Origin of the sequence: Paraburkholderia sp. UCT2 (assembly GCF_014397665.1) — a bacterium.
Lineage (GTDB): Bacteria > Pseudomonadota > Gammaproteobacteria > Burkholderiales > Burkholderiaceae > Paraburkholderia > Paraburkholderia tuberum.
On record NZ_VZQO01000014.1, the window covers coordinates 26,462 to 43,853 of the forward strand.

Consider the following 17,392-nt stretch of genomic DNA (forward strand, 5'->3'; position numbering starts at 1 on the left):
CTCAACTCGCGCTCGCCGCCTTCGGCAGATAGCTGGTGCCGACGATTTCGCCGAACGGCCCCGACAACGGCCCGTTGGAAACCTTGCTGAAGCGTTGCGGCAGCAGCGGAAACACGAGTTCGGCGAAGCGGTAGGATTCCTCGAGATGCGGATAGCCCGACAGGATGAACGTCTCGATGCCGAGCGCCGCGTACTCCTTCATACGCGCGGCCACCTGCTCCGGACTGCCGACCAGCGCGGTGCCCGCGCCGCCGCGCACGAGCCCCACGCCCGCCCACAGGTTCGGATAGACCTCGAGCTGCTCGCGCCCGCCGCGCTTGCCGCCGTGCAGCGCGGCCATACGGCGCTGCCCTTCCGAATCCATCTTCGCGAACGACGCCTGCGCACGCGCGACCGTGTCGTCGTCGAGCTTGCTGATCAGCTGGTCGGCGGCGGCCCACGCTTCCTCCTCGGTCTCGCGCACGATCACGTGCAGACGGATCCCGAAGCGGATCTGCCGGCCGCGCGCCGCGGCGCGTGCGCGAATGTCGGCGATCTTCTTCGCGACCGCTGCGGGCGGCTCGCCCCACGTCAGATAGGTGTCGATGTGCTCGGCCGCGATATCGTGCGCGGCCGCCGACGAGCCGCCGAACCACAGCGGCGGATGCGGGTTTTGCACCGGCGGATATAGCGCCTTGCCGCCCTTCGACCGCAAATGCTTGCCGTCGAAATCGATCGCTTCGTTGCTGTGCGACGCGGCGAGCAGCTTGCGCCAGATGTGCAGGAATTCGTCGGTGATTTCGTAGCGCGTGTCGTGATCGACGAACACGCCGTCGCCAGCCAGTTCGGCCGCGTCGCCGCCCGTCACCACGTTGATCAACAGACGCCCGTTCGATAGCCGGTCGAACGTCGCCGCCATACGCGCGGCAATTCCCGGCGACGACAGCCCCGGGCGAATCGCGACGAGGAACTTCAGCCGCTGCGTCACGGGAATCAGGCTCGACGCGACGACCCAGGCGTCCTCGCACGAGCGGCCGGTCGGCAGCAGCACGCCCTCGTAGCCGAGCGTGTCGGCGGCGACGGCGATCTGCCGGAAGTAGTCGTAGTCGGCTGCGCGTGCGCCTTGGGACGTACCGAGATAGCGGCTGTCGCCGTGAGTCGGAATGAACCAGAACACATTCATGTTGTTACTCCTGACTGTTCCTGACGTAATGAAAACGGTGAGCGCGAGCGCCGGCCGCGCGCATCGAGCCGGCAACCGGCAAGGCGCTGCGACGCGTTGAAGGATTGAGAAACGGACGATGGACTCAGGCCATCGGCAACTGCGTCAAACGAAAGGCCATGCGTCTGGCGGACGACACCGCGAACACGACCGCGCGTGAGCCCTGCGACAACGGAGATTCGGCGTGAGGCTCGACATTGCGACGGCTTTCCTCGACCAACGTGCGCGTGATGCGCCCGATTTATCGGACGACGGCGACACCCGAGCCGTCTGCATGAGGAAACAGTCTATGGAGCGGTCCGCGGCTTTTGAACGATTTTATTGAGCTTAGGATTTCCGCTTTCGTGATTAGCCCGGTTCTACCGCATACGGTTGTTGCGCTTTATACACGCGGCCCCGGCCGCCCAACCCCGGTCGATATAATGGCGCTCGTTTCCAATCACCCGGTACAGGTCTTGCGATTCGCGTCGCCTGTACGTTGCCGGTGCAATGCATGCAAAAAATTATTCTGCCGTTCGTCGCCGGTTTTCTGGCTTCTTTGTTCTTTCGCGAATCGACGCTGGCGCTGATGCACGCTGCCGGCATGATCGACCCCAGCGGTTTTTCGACCGCGCCGTTTTTGCCGCTCGGCCTGCCTGAGTTCATCGCAAACGCAATCTGGAGCGCGTGCTGGGCCGTGCTGATGGCCTGGCTGCTGCGCGTCGCGCCGCATCGGCGCGCGCCGTGGGTACCCGCGTTCGTGTTCGGCGGCATCGTGCTGACGGCGGCGAGCGTGTTCGTCGTCGATCCGCTGCGCGGCATCTGGCCGAGCGGCAACATGCTGCCGCGGCTCGCGGTGGGCTTCACGGCGAACGCGATGTGGGGCTGGGGTGCGCTCGTGTTCATGCGCGCGTTCATGGCGAGCGAGGCAGAGGAATAAACGCGGCGAACATGAATTCGCGCAACGCGTAGATTCGCGCGGGCGGGTTCGCGAGGCCGCGCGTTCACCCGCGCAGAGCGCGCAGCGGGTGCTCGTTCGCCGGCCACGGGCTGTCGAACATCTGCTCCACATCGGCCCGGTTGACGTCCTCGATGCGCGCGAAACGCCAGCGCGGCGCGTTGTCCTTATCGATGATGCGTGCGCGAATGCCTTCCACCGTATCGCCGCGCAGAAAGCTCGAGCGCGTCAGATCGAGATCAGTGCGCAGCACGTCGGCCATCGACCCTTCCGCGCGCGTGACCACTTCGAGCGAGACCGCCATCGACAGCGGCGAGCGCTCGCGCAGCACCGCGATCGTCTGCTCGGCCCACTCCGCCGCGTCGCCACCGCGCTCGCGTTCCTGTTCGAGCGACTTGAGTATCCGCGCGACGTCGGGCCGCGCGAAATGCCGGTCGATCAACGTCCGCGCCTTCGCGAGCGCGCTCTCCTCGGGCCGCGGCGCGACCTGATACGCGAGCGTCTCGCGCTCGACGCACGCAACCACATCAGCACTGCGCTCGAACGGTTCGCGGCTCAACGTATCGACGAGCGCGGGCAACGCCGCGTCGTCGATGTAGGCATCGGCGAGGCCCGCGTACAGCGCGTCGGCCGCGCCGATCGTCTCGCCGGTCACCGCCAGATAGCGGCCGATCGCGCCGGGCGTGCGCGCGAGAAACCAGCTCGCGCCGACATCCGGAAAGAGGCCGATACGGGTTTCGGGCATCGCCATCTTCGTCGATTGCGTGACGACGCGCAGGCCGCCGGTGCGATGTGCGCCCTGCGAAATGCCCATGCCGCCGCCCATCACGATGCCGTTCATCAACGCGATATACGGCTTCGGATACACGAAGATCGCGTGATTGAGCCGGTATTCCTCGCTGAAGAACGTATCGCGCGCCTCCTGGTCGCCGGTTTGCGCCGCTTCGTACATGACGCGGATGTCGCCGCCCGCGCAGAACGCGCGCTCGTGCCGGCTGCGCACGACGACGGCCAGCACCTCGGGGTCCTCGCGCCACTGGTCGAGCGCCGCGTGGATCGCGCGGATCATGCCGGTCGACAGCGCGTTCAGCGCTTTCGGCCGCTCCAGTTCGATGAGACCGATGCGGTTGGCTACGTGGGTCGCGATTTCGTCGCTAGTGGCGGGCGAGGCGGACGTGGACATGGAGAACTGGGCGCGGCGGCGCGGCATGAGGTGGAACTGAACGTTATCACGGGCCTGCCGCTTTGCGTTTGGTGGGGAGCTCGGGGGCCGGGTGCGTGGAGCCGGCCGACTTGGCGTCGCGCCGCGCGACTGTTTTCTTGCCGCGGACTGCGGCGCTGTTCGATGCGCCCGCCGCCACGGCCTGCGGCACACCGAGCCATGCGTCGAGCGTCACGCCGACGAGCGTCTCGAGCGGCGCGCTCGGAAACATCGGGCACGTGAGATTCAGCGCGACGATGCCATGCAGACTCGCCCACAACGCCTCGGCCCAGACGGCCGGCTCCATCGATGCGACCGACGCCGACAGACGCCCCGCTGCTCGCAACTCGTCGAGCGCGTCGATCATGATGTGCAGCGCGGCGTCGCCGGGGTCGTCGTCGGCAACGCCGCCGGCGGCGTTGCCCAGGGAGGCGGTCGAACCACCGGTCCCGGCGTTCGCGCTTGTGTCGCCCGTGTTGCCGTCTTGTTTGCCAGTGCCAACCCCGCCCCTGAGCGCCGCGCCGGTATAGCTCGGGTCCTCCATGAAAATCAGCCGGTACGTTTCAGGATGCTCGACGCCAAACGCGACGTACGCGCGCCCGAGCGCCTTCAGCCGTTCGGCGGGATCCGCGATCTGCACGAGCGGCACGAAGGTCGCGAGCAACTGCGCGTAGCCTTCGGCGCACAAGGCCCGCGCGATGTCGTCACGACTCGCGAAATGCAGATACAACGTGGCGGGCGAATACTCGATCGCGTCAGCGATCTTGCGCATCGACAGCGCGGCAAAGCCCTCGCCCACGACGATGCGCCGCGCGGCATCGAGGATGCGTTCGCGCAGTGCCTGCTTCTGGCGGCTTTTTCGTTCGGCGATTCCCATGACTCGCAATTTTCAGATTGACAAACTGAAAAGTCAATTTAAACTGAACATCGTTTACTGAACAATGTTCAGTAAGTTTTCATCTGTCAAATCAAGCAGCCACGAGCGCGCGACGATGTCGCGCCGCCATCTGAGGGAGTCGTCATGCAAACCACGGGAAAGGTCGGTTTATTCGGTGCAGCGGGCGCTGCGGGCCAAAGCATCGCGACGGCGCTTGGCGCGGCGGGCCGCGATTACCGGGTGGTCGGCCGCTCGCGCGAGGTATTGCAACGGACTTTCGGTGACGACCCGCACGCGGAGATCGTCACCTGGAACCCCGACGACCCCGCCTCGATCCGCGCCGCGGCCGCAGGTCTGCAGACCGTGATCTACCTCGTCGGCGTGCCCTACGACCAGTTCGCGCAGCACCCGTCGTTGATGGAGAAAACGCTGGCTGGCGTGACGGCCGCCGGTGTCGGGCGCTTCATTCTGATCGGCACCGTGTATCCGTATGGCCGCGCGCGCGGCAACCCGGTCCGAGAAGATCATCCGCGCGAGCCGCACACGTTCAAGGGCCGCATGCGGCTTGAACAGGAAAAGCTCGTGCTGGCCGCGCATGGCCACAAAGGTCTCGAAACGCTGGTATTGCGACTGCCCGATTTCTACGGACCGGGGGTCGAGCGCAGCCTGTTGCACGGTGTCTTCGTTGGCGCCGCTACCGGAAAGCGCGCGCAGGTGCTCGGTCCCGTCGACGTACCGCACGAATTCATCTATCTGCCGGATGTCGGTCCCGTGATCGAACGACTCACGCGCACGCCCGAAGCCTACGGTCGCTGGTGGCATCTCGCGGGCGCCGGCACGATCACGCAGCGCGAGGTGGCTCGCGAGGCCTACGCGCTCGCGGGCTCCGGGCCGAAGCTGATGGTGGCCGGCAAGGGCATGCTGCGCGTGCTCGGGCTATTCAATCCGCTGATGCGCGAGTTGGTCGAGATGAACTATCTGATGACCGAGCCGGTCGTGCTCGATGATTCGGCGCTCGCGACGTTGATCGGGCCGCTCAGGAAGACGTCGTATCAGGAAGGGATCAGGCGGTGCTTCGAAGCGGCGCGCGAGGTAGTGCCGGCACGCGACATGAATTAGCGGCAAGGCGTTGGCGATGCGTAGGTGAAGTGAAAACCGCAGAGATGGACCTGCTCCCGGCCTCTGGCGCCGACGGTCCATAGGCAGGTCCGCTTAGCCTGCCATCTGCCCCGGCGGAAAGTGGCCACTCTTGAGCAGCACGGGTGTGCCGTTACTGATCTGCAGATGCTCACGCGCAACGGCCTCGATGCGCGGCCGGCCCGCATCGAACGCGCGCAGCCAGCCGTCGAGGTCCTCGCTGTAAGCGCCGAAATGATCCTCGAGCGCTTCCACCGAGATCGCGCACGGCACCGGCTCACCGTCCACCAGCGCGGAAAACACGACGGTCAGGTTGGAGTCGCGGTAAGCAGGCGCGTCTTCGGGAAAACGGATTTTCATGGTCGCCTCGTCAGAAGTTGGCGGCGGGAACGTCGCTTGCGCGGAAGGCCCTGCGCGCCGCCGATCCTCGCAAGTCCCGCTATGGTACTCGCGCCGCCGGATCACGGTCCAGCGCGCGCGGGGGCCTGATTCAGGGCATCGCGCGCTGCCTTGGCGAGCCCATCGGCGGGCCCTCTGCACGGAAATCGCCGACACGCTCACGGCCCATCCAGCAATCGGTCGACATACTCGCGGGCCGCCCGTTCGACGAACGCGAGCGCCTCTTCTTCACTGTCGAAGCGTTGCCGGTCGCCGAGCTCGAGCAGCGTTTCCATCCGGTGCGGATCGTCCGGGCCAAGCTCGGCGAGGCTGACCGTGCCGACGTAGGTACCGTCCGCTTTGGTGTGCGCGTCGCCCGACGGGCCCGACGTGCTGCCCCCTGGCACGAGGCGCGCGGCGGCGCTGATGTAATAGCCGCGATAAGGGCCACTGACCCGTTCAGCCATCTTCGTCCTCCTGTTGCGGTTGCAGAGCTGGCGCCAGTCGCAACGGCGCCGCCCTGATGCTTCAGCATGCGGCGCGCCGCTGCACTGGGTGTGTGCGGGCGGCCCGTCCCATAACGATAAGGCGCGTTGCAGCGCGATAAGTTCTGCTCGCGAGACGCGCCCCCCGCGCCGCGCCAAAAGAGCCGCGCCGCACTTCAGCCGCGCGCGCTGGTCGAACGGTCCATACCGGCATGCTCCATGCTGTCGCACGGTACCTGTCACGACGCCATTTCGAGGCCAGCGAGCGCAATATGGGAAAATATTTTCTGCAGGATCATGAACTGCCCGAGCCGGATGCGGCGAACCGCTGGTTCGAGTACGCCGAAAGTCACGGCATCGACATCCCGAAAGCGATCGGCATCTGGGAAGACGCAGCCACTGAAGAAGGCGCGGAAGCCCGGCGGCTCCTCAACGCGGCGGGCATCACGGTCGAAATGACCTGAGCCGTGGCGCACGCCCTCGCGCTCCACAGCGGCCGCCCCCACCCGGCAGACCCCCTCTATTTGAATGAAAGGACACAACACGATGCAATTCACGACGCAACCGCGACGCGCCGGCCGATTCCACCGCCTCCGATCCAGCGCCGCGCTTGCCCTCGTGCGTCGCGCGTCGCTGTCGGCCGCCTTGCCCGCCGCGCTGCTGCTCGCCGCGGGACTGGGCGGCTGCGCGTCGTCGAACACGACCACGCTGATCAATCTGCCCAACGGCCAGACCGGCTTCGCGGTCAACTGCAGCGGCGCCGACGCCGGCTCGAGTTGGGCCTCGTGCTACGTGCAAGCGGGTAAGGCCTGCGGCGCGACCGGCTACGACATCGTGTCGAAGGATAACGACGAAGGCGGCACCGCCGGCGGCAGCGTCACGAACGTGGCGTCGGCGAACGTGAAGGGCCGCTCGATGATCGTGCGCTGCAAGTAAGCCGATTTACGTGCCTGGCGGCAATCGCGGCGGCTGGCGCGGGTGCTCAATGCGCCTGCATCTTCGAGAAGAGATTCAACACCGCGACGCCAGCGACGATCAATCCCAGCCCGATGATCGCCGGCACGTCGGGTACCTGCCGGTACAGCACTAGCGCGACCAGCGTGATCAGCACGATGCCCGCGCCGGACCAGATCGCGTAGACGATGCCGACTGGAATGCTTCGGAGCGTCAACGACAGGCAATAGAACGCGATGCCGTAGCCGAGCACGACGACCATCGACGGCAGCAGCCGTGAAAAGCCGTCCGAGGCCCGCATCGCGGAAGTCGCGATCACTTCGGCGACGATCGCGATCGCGAGCAGCGCATACGGGGGTACGCGCATCGCGTCAGTTTTTCGCGAGCGCGAGCTTGCCGTAGTCGTGACCGAGATGCGCGCACAGCGCTTCGACCACGAGTTCATGATCGGCGCGCTGCGGCAGACCGGACACCGTGATCGAACCGATCACGCCCGCCCCTTCCACCGCCAGCGGAAACGCGCCGCCGTGCGATGCGTACTCGGTGGCCGGCAGTCCGTGCTTGTCGGCGAGCGTCGCGCCCGCAAGCTGCATTTTCAGACCGATCGCGTACGAGCTACGGCGAAATTGCGCGACGGTGTTGCCCTTGCGGCGCGCCCAGTCGACGTTGTCGGGCGTCGCGCCGTCGAGCAGGCTGAAGAACAGCGGCTGGCCGAACGTGCGCACGTCGATCGCAGCGGCAATGCCGCGCGCTTTCGCGACTTCGTGCAGATACGCGCCGACTTGCCACGCGCGGTCGGCATCGAAGCGGGGAAACACGAGGGTCTTTTCCTGAATGGCGATGACCTGCAGGTCGTGAGCGATATCCATGGGGTTCAGAACGGGTCGGGGCATCAGAGTCAAAGGGGCCGCCGTCGTGAAGATCCGGCGAGCCGCGTGGAGAATCTGAATTCTAGCGCAGCGTCCGCGCACGGATTTCCAGAGCCTTTCCGATAGGCGACGCCGCGCGGGCAGAGCGAAGCGCAATGAAGCCAATTCTTACATGGCTATTGCGCTGGCCGTCTGGCTAGTCTATAATCTTTTCTTCGACGGACGCGGGGTGGAGCAGTCTGGCAGCTCGTCGGGCTCATAACCCGAAGGTCGTAGGTTCAAATCCTACCCCCGCAACCACAATTCGAGACTGATTTCCGGCAGCACAGACGAGCAACTGTTCGGAAACGTCTTCATAGGACGCGAAGTAACCACCGTCCCTCTTCTGTATCTCTATCGGTCCCATCAGCGTCGCAATTATTTGCCGCGCTTCATCGACGGATTCCCCCGATAACGCTTCCCTGAGTTCTGTTGTTCGTGCCTTTGCGCGTTGAGCAATTTCCGCGAACTGTTCGCTGTTGACCTTCGTTCGCGTCAAAGCCTGGGTAAGCGCCTCACGCTCGCCTTCCGCTTTTTTCAGCCGTTCCATCAAGGCCACTGAAACGCCTATTTCTGCCAGCGCCTGCGTCAGATTTTCAATCTGCCGGTCGAGCGTGCTTACCTTCGCTCGAATCTCCCTGGCCGATCCGGCCGCATCGTCCTGTTCGTTCGCGAAGTATCGGCGCACGGCCGAATCAATACCCGCCTGGGCGTCGTCGGACAGCAGTTCATCGCGCAGAATATTGAGCAATCGTTCGTCGGTTTCAGAGCGGTAAATGTTCACTCCGCTACACGCTTGCAGGCCGCGTTCCTTTCGGGTCACGCAACCGTAGTAACGCTGATTGATTGACACCATTGCCCCGCCGCACTCAGGGCAGCGCAGCAATCCACCGAAGAGGCTACGCGGCGCACGGCCAGCCCCCGACGTTCCGGCGTTCAGGCGATCCGCGCCCATGCGCGTGCGCACTGAGTGCCAGAGGTCATCGCTGACGATGCGGTAGTGGTCGCGGCGTTCGGTTTTCCATTCGCTTTCCGGCCGGTCCTGACGTACGCGCGCGCCCGTGTCAGGGTCCTTTATCCACTGCGAGCGGTTCCAGATATAGATACCGATGTAGGCCGAGTTATTGAGAATGCCGGAACCCTTGCGCGGTGAGCCGTACAGCGCCGAACGCATCCAGGTTGTGTTGCGCGGCGACGGCACACCGAGGCGGTTGAGTTCGTCGCATATCCTGAAGGTGGACCAGCCCGCCGCGAACTTCTCGAAGATGAACCGCACCCACTTCGCCTGTTCGTCGTTGACGCGGTAATCGCTGCCATGCTCGCCTTTAACGAGGTCGTAGCCGTAGCTTTTGCCACCGGCGACGAACCCGCGATCAACCTGGCCGGTCTGCCCGCGCAGCGTCTTGCAGCGAAGATCATCAATATAGAGTTCGTTGACAAGGCCGCGAACCGTCCGCTGCACCTTGCGGCTGCCTGATGTCGAATCGTAGCCATCGGACACGCCGAGCACGCGGATACCGCGAAACTCAAGCCGACGCAAAATTGTTTCCTGCTCGACCTGATCGCGCGACAGGCGGTCCAGCGCTTCGACGACCAGTACATCGAACCGGCCCGCCATCGCGTCGGCCATCAGCTGCTTGCCGCCAGGGCGTGATTCGACACGCGTCCCACCTGAGATACCTTCGTCCGAATGACGGGCAACAATTTCGCACTCAGCCAGCGTCGCGACGCGACGCGCACATACGTTTATTTGGTCCGTGACCGATGTTTCTTTCTGTTTGTCCGTTGAGAAGCGGGCATAGATTGCCACTCGCATTTCGATTCGTTCTCCGTGTTGTTCGCCGCTCGGGAACCCCGTACCATGTCGCGCGCTACGCTGCGCGCGAGAAGATTTATCAGGGCTTGCCATGCTTCAGGATGCTTGTCCCGCAACAATTTTAGCCTCCACATTCGTTGTAGGCTTTCAGCGCATTCCGAATCTGAGCGCTGGCCGGTTCATTCCTGGTCGTCGTCGATGCCGTTCGGATCAGGCACGTTCATCGTTCCAAGCGTGTGCAGCCGGCGGAGGAAATAGACCGTGTGCGCTGTCGTCGCTTCATCGTCCGGGTAGATGTGGATGTGCCACACGAACGAACAGGTGCCCCCGTCCTTCGGCTGAAAACGAACGCGATCCAGGCGCGCGTCCACGAAGCGCAAACCGCCCAGGCCGTCGCGATCTTCGTCACGCAGCGCGAGCTTTACGCCAGCGAATTTGCCCGCCCAATGCAGCGTGCCAAGCTGTGGGTTTCGCAGTACCGGCGTACTGTCCGGGTCAACGATATCGGCTTGCCGATCCGCCTCATATAGCGAACCGCGCAGCGTCGGCGACATATCATCGAGCGCAGTATTCGGCAGGTCCGCCTTGATGGTCAGGTCGAGCGCAAGCCTTTCCTCTTCGCCGTGAAATTCCACGCGCGTGTTGATGTGTTCAAGCCTGACAGGATGATTTTCAAAGTGCATCATTGCTCACTCTCCATCCTGTGGCGTTTCGCTAGATAGAACTCTTCCAGCTCTTCGCGCTGGCCTTCGTCCGGCACGGTGCGTATCAGGTCGGCGGCAACATCGAGCGCGTCGAGCGTTTCCGCTTGTTCCAGCGCGTCCATGACCTGGGCGAACGTCATTGCTGCCACTTCGCCGCCGCGATCACGTTTCGAGCCTGCGTCAGCAGGATCGTCCTGCGCGGCTTGCGCGTGCGCCGCTGCGCGTTCGGCGCTCAGCTTGTCGCTGTATGCCGTGCGCGCGATTTCCTTTTCCTGATCGGTGCGCAACTTCGTTGCAAGTTCGCCAGCCACCGTCATTTCGCCGGTGTTCGTTGCTTCCGCAATGGCCTTCAGAACCTCGTCAAGCGTCGGCGCTGCATTGCGTGTAGTCGCGTTCTTCTTGATGCGCTCCTTGACGCTGCTTGTGCGCGACGATCCATGCGCCGCGGATTCCCGTCTGACTTCTTCGGCTGGCCCCATGTCGCGCATGCCGTTGTCGACCACGTCGAGTTCGTCGGGCGTGCGGACACCAAAGACAATTTCGGACGCGTGAAGCCGGGACCAGCGTTTACCGGACAGGTAGGCAATCTGCTGCTTCGGGTCATCCGCCCATAACGTCGAGTTGCGCACGCGCGCCTGCTTCATCAGGATCGTCAGCACGCGCGGTTCGCGCTCGCCCCTGAGCGTCGCAAAGCAACGCACGCCAACGCCTGCTTCGTCTTCGATATTCCATGCTGGCACGCGGTATCGGACAGGCTCGCCGTGTTCGTTTTTCTTCGTCTTCGACTCGCGTTCAACGAACTGCCCGACGATCTTTTCCCAATCGCCAAACCAGTCCCAGTTGATGCGATCCACCAGCAGGCCGGATGTATTGACGGCGGCGATGATGAGTTGCGCCTCGTAGCCGATCTGGTTGTTGACGAAATGCGTTTTCGCTGCGACGGCGAACGGATTCATACCCCATTGCAGCGCCTGAATCGTCACGGCTGCGCAATTGCCCGGCTTACCGCGATATGGTTCGGGAACGGTGACGCCAGCCGTCGCCATCAGGTTCGAGAAGCGCTCGATGTAGCCAAGCATGTCGGGGTTCAATTCGAACCGTTTCAGGGTGCGCGGTTCCTCTTCCACTGTTGCGATCATTCGGCAATCTCCTTTCCTTCCTTCGGTTTGCTGTAGGTCAGCGTCGTGTAATTGCACGCCTCAACGCTGTACGCGGGACGGTGGACGATCTTGCGTTTGTACGCGCCACCATTGGGAAGCCGGCCAATTGCGGCCTCCCGCATCGCATGCAGGATATGGGCGCGTGCGCCGTCGCTAACGGCCTGATACGACTTCACCTGTTCATCGGCTTCGATGCGTACGTTGTGCCAGTCCATCAGCGCCGCATCGAGCGCGATGGTTTCGCCGGTCGTGCCGGGATAGAGATGCTTCAGGATTTCAACCGCATGCCGGTGCGAGTAGTCGAAAGGCGGCGGCTCGCCGGTTTCCACGAACGTCCAGAACGTCATTTCCTGGCCGATCAGCAGTTCCGAAAATTCCGGGTCGCGCTCTATCGTGTAGGTGACAAGACGGTTGCCACCGACAACCGCGCCCAGGTGCCAGGCGTCGTAGTTCAGTACCGTCAGATAGTGATGGCACTGGCACAGGTATTCGACCGGAACCTGATCCGAACCCTGTTCGCCCCACTCGCCGGAGAAGCGGAAGAAATCCGCATTGACGTTCTTCGCTTCGAAGCCTTCGCGCCGACCTTCAACGAGCCGGTCTACGGACGCAGCCATGAACTGGTACTTCGGGTGTCGGATGATCTGATTGCGACGGCGCAGACGCACACCCGTGCGATGCGCAAACATATCGGCCGCGATGGCTTCCATCGCCCGGCCGAAGCGGGTTGTTTCGTTGTCTTCGCGCTCGCCTGTTGTCTGCCCGGTCTTGTCCAGCCACAACTCATAGGCTGTCTGATAGCGCGACTGTCCGATAGCGGCGGCGGCGTCGCTGCCGCCGATGCCCTTGCGGCGCTCCGCAAGCCAGTCGTCCCTTGCATTCATAGGTCTATTCCCTGAGTGAAAGACCGCGTTGCGTCAGCGCGTCCACAACGGCCTGCACAGAATCCGGGCCAACGTGCGTAATCAGCAACAGGTCGCGCGCACGACGCTCGCACAACTCGCCTATCGACGTGATACCGGCCGCACGAAGCTGGTTGGCGATCCGCACGGACAGGCCAAGCTCCGCAATTGGCTGTCGGGCAGGCAGCGAGAAGTCGTATGCGCTCATTGCTGCGGGTCCGGCAGGACGCGGACGAACACCGTCCATAGACCCGTTTCGATGTCGCGATACTGGCCGGTGATGACCGGCGGCCGGGCCGAGCAGATCGAATCGCGGACAGTCAAGGCATGCGCATAGGCCGCTTCGCTATCTGACGACCGGATAATGTGGTTTTCCCCACCTTCTTCATGCGGCATTGACCAGTGCTCAATAAATCCAGTTGACACAATTCACTCCATGCCGAGAAACATGGATCGAAAGATAGGCGTCGAGCCGGGTTAAGTTCAAGGAAAAATATAAAGCACACTGCCGCATAAAAAATTATCAGTTGCCGCTTCCAGAACGGTCGTTTAATTTTTATTCTCATATCCATCAGCGGCTTGCGCAGCGGGTGTCGAGGATAAATTTACATAATCTGACGATAATGGTTGAAACATCCGGTTTTGCTAAGTGAATGCACCTATCCCCTTGATTTTTTATAAAAAACATCTGTGTACTTCCATGCACTTTCATGCACGATTAATACAAATCAACGTAATTGACTGGGTGCCTTTTTGCGCCTAATTTTTAGTTCGTGAATTCAGCAAAGGAATTCGTCATGCTCACCGCGATAGACGATTTTCCCGGGGTGACGACACCGTAGGATGACGCGATGAATCCAGCCGACCAGGGAGCGCGCCTTACCGGCTCGGACGGCAAGACGTACCCGCGCAGCTACAGGGTCAACCGCGAAGCGATCCGCAAGGCCATCGAAGCCGATCCGACCGCGACCAACACGGCGATAGCCAGGGTGACCAGCGCGTCACGCGATACGGTTATCGACGTGCGCCGGAACATGACCGCCCGCGCCGGGGCGCGGCTCGATGCACGCTACGTCGCAATGTGTACCGCCATTGCGGAATGCCATCGCGTCGATGAAGTGAAAGACCTTCGCGACAGGGCACTCGCGCTCGAAGTCTATGCAAGGCAGGCGAAGAACACCGACGCCGAACGCAAGGCGTGCGCAATCCGCCTTCGCGCCGAACGCCGCGCAGGCGTGCTGCTGAAAGAACTTGCCGAAGCGGAAATGCGGGCGACGCCGAAAGGCAATGTCAATCCGGCGAACGCGTCGCCCAAGGTGTCGCACGATTCGACACCTTCCCGCCCGCAAACGCTTGCCGATCTCGGCGTGACGCGCGATCAGTCTTCGAAGTGGCAGAAGCTGGCCGCGATTCCTGAAGCGCAGTTCGAGGAAGCGTTGCACGACCCCGCCGGGAAGCCCTCAACAGCGGCGCTTGTCCGCGAAATTCGCAACGACGTCGCGGCGACTATCAACCGGATTCCCGAGGACGTGCTCTGGATATGGGGGCGCGTGCGCGACTTCGAAAGCGACGGGTATCTGTCGAAGAATCCCATCGCGATCTATGACGCGATGACGGACGCTATGCAGGCCGAGGTGCGGCGCATCGTGCCGGCAATGACCGCGTTTCTGTGCGCAATGCTGGAAGGGGCAAATCATGACTGATTCCAGAATCGAAGGAAGTTTCGCTCTCCGCGTCCCAAGACGCGCACTCATGCTGGCCGATTATGAGCGCGCGGCGCGCGTCGTACTGCGTGACGCTGAAGCGGTCACACGCTGCATTGGTGGCCGTCTGGCAGAGCTGCGCGAACAGGACGCGCGAGCCCGCGCGTTGCTGGCTGATAGCTCTGGCTTACCGGGCTGCGCGTTTCTGCTGGCACTCGGCGATGCGCTGCAGGATCGGCAACCGTAAGCGCCCGCTCGCAGTGGTCAAAAGCATTTACACACTGAGGCGGACCAATGAAACGTCCCTCGTTCCAGTTCTATCCGGGCGACTGGACTTCGAACGGCAAACTTCGCCGCTGCTCGCACTCGGAAAAAGGAATCTGGATTGACGTGCTGTGCCTGCTACACGACCAGGAGGATTACGGCACGGTTCGCTGGCCGTTGAGGGACATCGCCCAAGCGGTACATTGCACGCTCGCCGCGCTGCGTATGCTGGCCGACAAGCGAATCCTGAAAGGCGGCGACGTGGGTGAACCTGTCGAGCCTTATGTCTACGTTCCCCGTTCGGGACGAAGGGAGGGAACGCCTGTCGTTCTGGTATGCGAACAGACCGGGCCAGTCTGGTATTCCTCGCGGATGGTCAGGGATGAATACGTGCGTACCATTCGCGGCAATTCCTCGCGCTTTGGTGCTGCTGAGGGTGACGCACCAAACCCCGCACCAAAGCCCTCCTTAAGTGACGGCTCTTCATCTTCATCTTCTACTTCATCAAATGCAAAGACAAAAACCGCGCGCGGAGCGCGCTTCGACGCGCACGCGCGTCTTGTGTCGCTCGGTGTGGAACCTCAGATCGCAAGCGACTGGCTGACCCTGCGCAGCGGCAAGCGTCTGAAACCCACGGAAACGGCCATTGCTGGCGTTCTGCGGGAAGCGCAATCGGCTGCCTTGTCGCTAAACGACGCACTGCGAATCTGCTGCACGCGTGGCTGGGGCGGCTTCCAGGCCGAATGGCTGCTGCCTCGCGCTAACGGTGCAACCGGACCGCCGTTCGCGCGGCTCAGCCCGCGCGATGTGCGCGAGGCAGGCGACCGCGAAATGATCGCGGCGCTAACCGGGCGCGATGCGTCGCGCCCGCCAAACGTGTTCGACCTTGCCCCTGAGGACGTGCGCGATGTTCCCGACCGATCAACCTGAAACCCGCGGCGAATGGCTGTTTCGCCAGATGCACGCGATCTATGGCGCGCGCTTCGTGGCGATGTGGCGCGGCGTCGATACCAACGATCTGAAACGCGTCTGGACGCACACGCTTCAGGGTGTGCCAGCCGAAGCGCTACAGGCCGGCATTGTCGCGCTCTGCGATGTGCCGCATCCACCGACGCTGCCCGAATTCCTTGAACTCTGCCGCGCCACGCGCCGACAAGCCGCAGCAAGCAGTCCGCCACGTCTGCCGCAGCCCGACCGGGCGGACCCGGCGAAGGTAGAAGCGTGCCTCGCACGCATGCGGGAAATTCTTGCGCCGCTCGCGAATCGCCGGCCCTCGCCGCAATGGGCCTTTGAGATGTTGCTACGCGGGTGCGCAAAAAACGGCGCACCGCTCACCTATGAAACGAAGCGAATCTCGATTGATGCAGTACTGTCGCCAGCGGGCCGCGCATATCTGGACAACGCGCCTGCAGAGAAACGAGCGCAGTACCGCGCAGTTTTCGATGCCGCGTTCCAATTGCGCGGCAGCGTGCTGCCCTCGCGTGTACCGGGCGAAGACGACGAAGTGCCGCATGAGGCCACGGTGTGAACGCGATTGCCTTCACGATCCTGGGCGAGCCCGCCGGCAAAGCGAACAGCCGCGAAATCGTCTCGCGCCGCTATCGCGATGACGCGAACCGCATCCGTTCGCGCCCGATGTCGATCAAGTCAGACAAGGCGCGCGCCTATGAGCGCTACGCGCTACGGCAGATTCCCCCACTGTGCCGCGTGCAACTGACCGGCCCGGTGCGCGTCACGCTGCGGATCTTCTACGCGTCCGAACGGCCGGACCTCGATGAATCCGTGATTCTCGACGTGCTGCAGAACCGCTATGCAAGGGTGAAGGCCAATGGTGCAAGTGTGCGCGAGTTGGTACAGGCCGGCGTCTACAGGAACGACAGGCAGGTGCGCGAGAAACACGTCTATCACGGTATCGACCGCACCAATCCGCGCACCGAGGTCGTCGTTGAACCGCTTGCAGCACAGCAGTGCGTGCTGTCGTTCGCGCACGCGCTATCGATGGAGGCCATGCCATGAACCTGCGACAGAGAGAGGTCAGAGTGATCCGTTCCGACCAGATGCGCCACCGCGCATTGCACGACGCTGCACGTTTGCGCGAAGCGCTCGCGCTGATTGCCGACCTCGCGGAAGGCACGACGAGCGCGCTAACGCTGCCCGATATCGCGCGGATTGCACGCGCCGCGCTGGTGGGTGCGGAACCAGCGGACCCGCGTCAGCAATCCGGTGCGGTGACACACTGAGTGGGAAAACCATGCACAGATTTCCGGTCGCCGAATGCGCGCCGCTCCTAAGCGTGACCCTCGCCGATCAGGTGCGCGCTGAAGCGATCCGGCGCGGCGGCGAATGGAAGGCGCGGGCTGACGAATGCGCGGCACGTGCGGTCAAGTGGTACGGACGCAGACCATGCAAAGGTGAGGACCTGCGTATCGTGTTTGGCGAAGTGTTCAGGGCTGAGAGGACATAGCCATGCACCGTTGTCCGTGGCCCGGTTGCAGGCAGATCAACCCGCGCAATGCGTGGGGTTGCCGGAGACACTGGTACGCGCTGCCGAACGATCTGAGGGCGTGGATCGGCCGCGCCTACCGTCAGGGAATCGAGCGCGGCGACCATCCTTCGCGCTCGTATCGGGAAGCGCACCGCGCCGCGCTCGAATGGATACGGGAGCAGACCACCGAGGGGCGATCAGCCGCGTATCAAACCTTGCCGGCGGACACCAAATCCTCGCCGCGTCAGGTGCAATCCTCGCCCGGCGACGGTCAATCCTC

The 17,392-nt window shown here is 63.2% G+C and carries 23 protein-coding genes and 1 tRNA gene; 11 read left to right on the forward strand and 13 right to left on the reverse strand.

The annotated features are described in order from the left end of the window. Window position 1 precedes the first annotated feature (1 nt). Complete coding sequence (gene ssuD, locus F6X39_RS13835) at window positions 2-1,162, reverse strand: FMNH2-dependent alkanesulfonate monooxygenase (RefSeq protein ID WP_187616999.1); 1,161 nt, start codon at window positions 1,160-1,162, stop codon at window positions 2-4. A gap of 532 nt (window positions 1,163-1,694) precedes the next feature. On the opposite strand from ssuD, the gene F6X39_RS13840 reads away from it, so the two are divergent. Then, window positions 1,695-2,120, forward strand: coding sequence for a hypothetical protein (locus F6X39_RS13840; protein ID WP_090805723.1), 426 nt, complete (start codon window positions 1,695-1,697; stop codon window positions 2,118-2,120). Window positions 2,121-2,184: 64 nt separating this feature from the next. On the opposite strand, the gene F6X39_RS13845 is transcribed toward F6X39_RS13840, so the two are convergent. Next, window positions 2,185-3,321: an enoyl-CoA hydratase/isomerase family protein gene (locus tag F6X39_RS13845; RefSeq protein WP_187617001.1), complete on the reverse strand. Its 1,137-nt coding sequence runs from the start codon at window positions 3,319-3,321 to the stop codon at window positions 2,185-2,187. Window positions 3,322-3,367: 46 nt separating this feature from the next. Continuing rightward, entirely contained in the window at window positions 3,368-4,216 is an 849-nt protein-coding gene (locus tag F6X39_RS13850) for a TetR/AcrR family transcriptional regulator (protein WP_187617003.1), read from the reverse strand. Window positions 4,217-4,360: 144 nt separating this feature from the next. On the opposite strand from F6X39_RS13850, the gene F6X39_RS13855 reads away from it, so the two are divergent. Beyond that, complete coding sequence (locus F6X39_RS13855) at window positions 4,361-5,335, forward strand: NAD-dependent epimerase/dehydratase family protein (protein ID WP_187617005.1); 975 nt, start codon at window positions 4,361-4,363, stop codon at window positions 5,333-5,335. 93 nt (window positions 5,336-5,428) lie between these two features. Here the strand turns inward: F6X39_RS13855 and F6X39_RS13860 are convergent, their stop codons facing one another. Together F6X39_RS13860 and F6X39_RS13865 are read right to left on the reverse strand one after the other, a co-directional pair. Further along, window positions 5,429-5,713: a DUF1488 domain-containing protein gene (locus tag F6X39_RS13860; RefSeq protein WP_184029285.1), complete on the reverse strand. Its 285-nt coding sequence runs from the start codon at window positions 5,711-5,713 to the stop codon at window positions 5,429-5,431. Between the two features lie 197 nt (window positions 5,714-5,910). Beyond that, the gene (locus F6X39_RS13865; RefSeq protein WP_090804360.1) at window positions 5,911-6,198 is read right to left on the reverse strand and encodes a hypothetical protein; all 288 of its coding nucleotides are present in this window, start codon (window positions 6,196-6,198) and stop codon (window positions 5,911-5,913) included. Between the two features lie 290 nt (window positions 6,199-6,488). On the opposite strand from F6X39_RS13865, the gene F6X39_RS13870 reads away from it, so the two are divergent. After that, entirely contained in the window at window positions 6,489-6,680 is a 192-nt protein-coding gene (locus tag F6X39_RS13870) for a hypothetical protein (protein WP_184029291.1), read from the forward strand. An 82-nt stretch (window positions 6,681-6,762) separates the two neighbouring features. Further along, complete coding sequence (locus F6X39_RS13875; protein WP_090805720.1) at window positions 6,763-7,152, forward strand: hypothetical protein; 390 nt, start codon at window positions 6,763-6,765, stop codon at window positions 7,150-7,152. 46 nt (window positions 7,153-7,198) lie between these two features. Here F6X39_RS13875 and F6X39_RS13880 read toward each other — a convergent pair whose 3' ends face one another. After that, the gene (locus F6X39_RS13880; RefSeq protein WP_184068636.1) at window positions 7,199-7,537 is read right to left on the reverse strand and encodes a DMT family transporter; all 339 of its coding nucleotides are present in this window, start codon (window positions 7,535-7,537) and stop codon (window positions 7,199-7,201) included. Window positions 7,538-7,541: 4 nt separating this feature from the next. Next, window positions 7,542-8,039 carry a heme-degrading domain-containing protein gene (locus F6X39_RS13885; protein WP_184043993.1) on the reverse strand — a complete coding sequence of 166 codons (498 nt, stop codon included), beginning with the start codon at window positions 8,037-8,039 and terminating at the stop codon, window positions 7,542-7,544. Between the two features lie 223 nt (window positions 8,040-8,262). Here F6X39_RS13885 and F6X39_RS13890 point away from each other — a divergent pair. Continuing rightward, window positions 8,263-8,339, forward strand: a tRNA-Met gene (locus F6X39_RS13890). Here the strand turns inward: F6X39_RS13890 and F6X39_RS13895 are convergent. The 6 genes from F6X39_RS13895 to F6X39_RS13920 form a co-directional block, all read right to left on the reverse strand. Then, a complete protein-coding gene (locus F6X39_RS13895) occupies window positions 8,296-9,987 on the reverse strand; it encodes a recombinase family protein (protein ID WP_316251686.1) in 1,692 nt (563 codons plus the stop codon). The genes F6X39_RS13890 and F6X39_RS13895 overlap by 44 nt on opposite strands. Before the next feature lie 86 nt (window positions 9,988-10,073). Next, window positions 10,074-10,580: a hypothetical protein gene (locus F6X39_RS13900; RefSeq protein WP_187612976.1), complete on the reverse strand. Its 507-nt coding sequence runs from the start codon at window positions 10,578-10,580 to the stop codon at window positions 10,074-10,076. Beyond that, a complete protein-coding gene (locus tag F6X39_RS13905; protein WP_187617007.1) occupies window positions 10,577-11,737 on the reverse strand; it encodes a RecT family recombinase in 1,161 nt (386 codons plus the stop codon). The genes F6X39_RS13900 and F6X39_RS13905 overlap by 4 nt, the downstream gene beginning before the upstream one ends. After that, a complete protein-coding gene (locus F6X39_RS13910) occupies window positions 11,734-12,642 on the reverse strand; it encodes a YqaJ viral recombinase family protein (protein WP_187617008.1) in 909 nt (302 codons plus the stop codon). The genes F6X39_RS13905 and F6X39_RS13910 overlap by 4 nt, the downstream gene beginning before the upstream one ends. A 4-nt stretch (window positions 12,643-12,646) precedes the next feature. Next, window positions 12,647-12,868, reverse strand: a complete 222-nt coding sequence (locus F6X39_RS13915; protein ID WP_187617009.1) for a DNA-directed RNA polymerase subunit alpha C-terminal domain-containing protein — start codon at window positions 12,866-12,868, stop codon at window positions 12,647-12,649. After that, a complete protein-coding gene (locus tag F6X39_RS13920) occupies window positions 12,865-13,056 on the reverse strand; it encodes a hypothetical protein (protein WP_187617011.1) in 192 nt (63 codons plus the stop codon). Before F6X39_RS13920 ends, F6X39_RS13915 begins: the two co-directional genes overlap by 4 nt. A 455-nt stretch (window positions 13,057-13,511) precedes the next feature. Between F6X39_RS13920 and F6X39_RS13925 the strand changes: the two genes are divergently transcribed. The 6 genes from F6X39_RS13925 (at window position 13,512) to F6X39_RS13950 (ending at window position 16,867) form a co-directional block, all read left to right on the forward strand. Then, window positions 13,512-14,363: a hypothetical protein gene (locus F6X39_RS13925; RefSeq protein WP_187617013.1), complete on the forward strand. Its 852-nt coding sequence runs from the start codon at window positions 13,512-13,514 to the stop codon at window positions 14,361-14,363. A 49-nt stretch (window positions 14,364-14,412) separates the two neighbouring features. Next, window positions 14,413-14,610: a hypothetical protein gene (locus F6X39_RS13930; protein ID WP_187617014.1), complete on the forward strand. Its 198-nt coding sequence runs from the start codon at window positions 14,413-14,415 to the stop codon at window positions 14,608-14,610. A gap of 47 nt (window positions 14,611-14,657) precedes the next feature. Next, window positions 14,658-15,557: a hypothetical protein gene (locus F6X39_RS13935; protein WP_187617016.1), complete on the forward strand. Its 900-nt coding sequence runs from the start codon at window positions 14,658-14,660 to the stop codon at window positions 15,555-15,557. Between the two features lie 61 nt (window positions 15,558-15,618). Continuing rightward, window positions 15,619-16,155 carry a hypothetical protein gene (locus F6X39_RS13940; RefSeq protein ID WP_187617017.1) on the forward strand — a complete coding sequence of 179 codons (537 nt, stop codon included), beginning with the start codon at window positions 15,619-15,621 and terminating at the stop codon, window positions 16,153-16,155. Then, the gene (locus F6X39_RS13945) at window positions 16,152-16,643 is read left to right on the forward strand and encodes a RusA family crossover junction endodeoxyribonuclease (protein WP_187617018.1); all 492 of its coding nucleotides are present in this window, start codon (window positions 16,152-16,154) and stop codon (window positions 16,641-16,643) included. The genes F6X39_RS13940 and F6X39_RS13945 overlap by 4 nt, the downstream gene beginning before the upstream one ends. After that, window positions 16,640-16,867 carry a hypothetical protein gene (locus tag F6X39_RS13950; RefSeq protein ID WP_184063986.1) on the forward strand — a complete coding sequence of 76 codons (228 nt, stop codon included), beginning with the start codon at window positions 16,640-16,642 and terminating at the stop codon, window positions 16,865-16,867. The genes F6X39_RS13945 and F6X39_RS13950 overlap by 4 nt, the downstream gene beginning before the upstream one ends. Window positions 16,868-17,392: the final 525 nt, after the last annotated feature.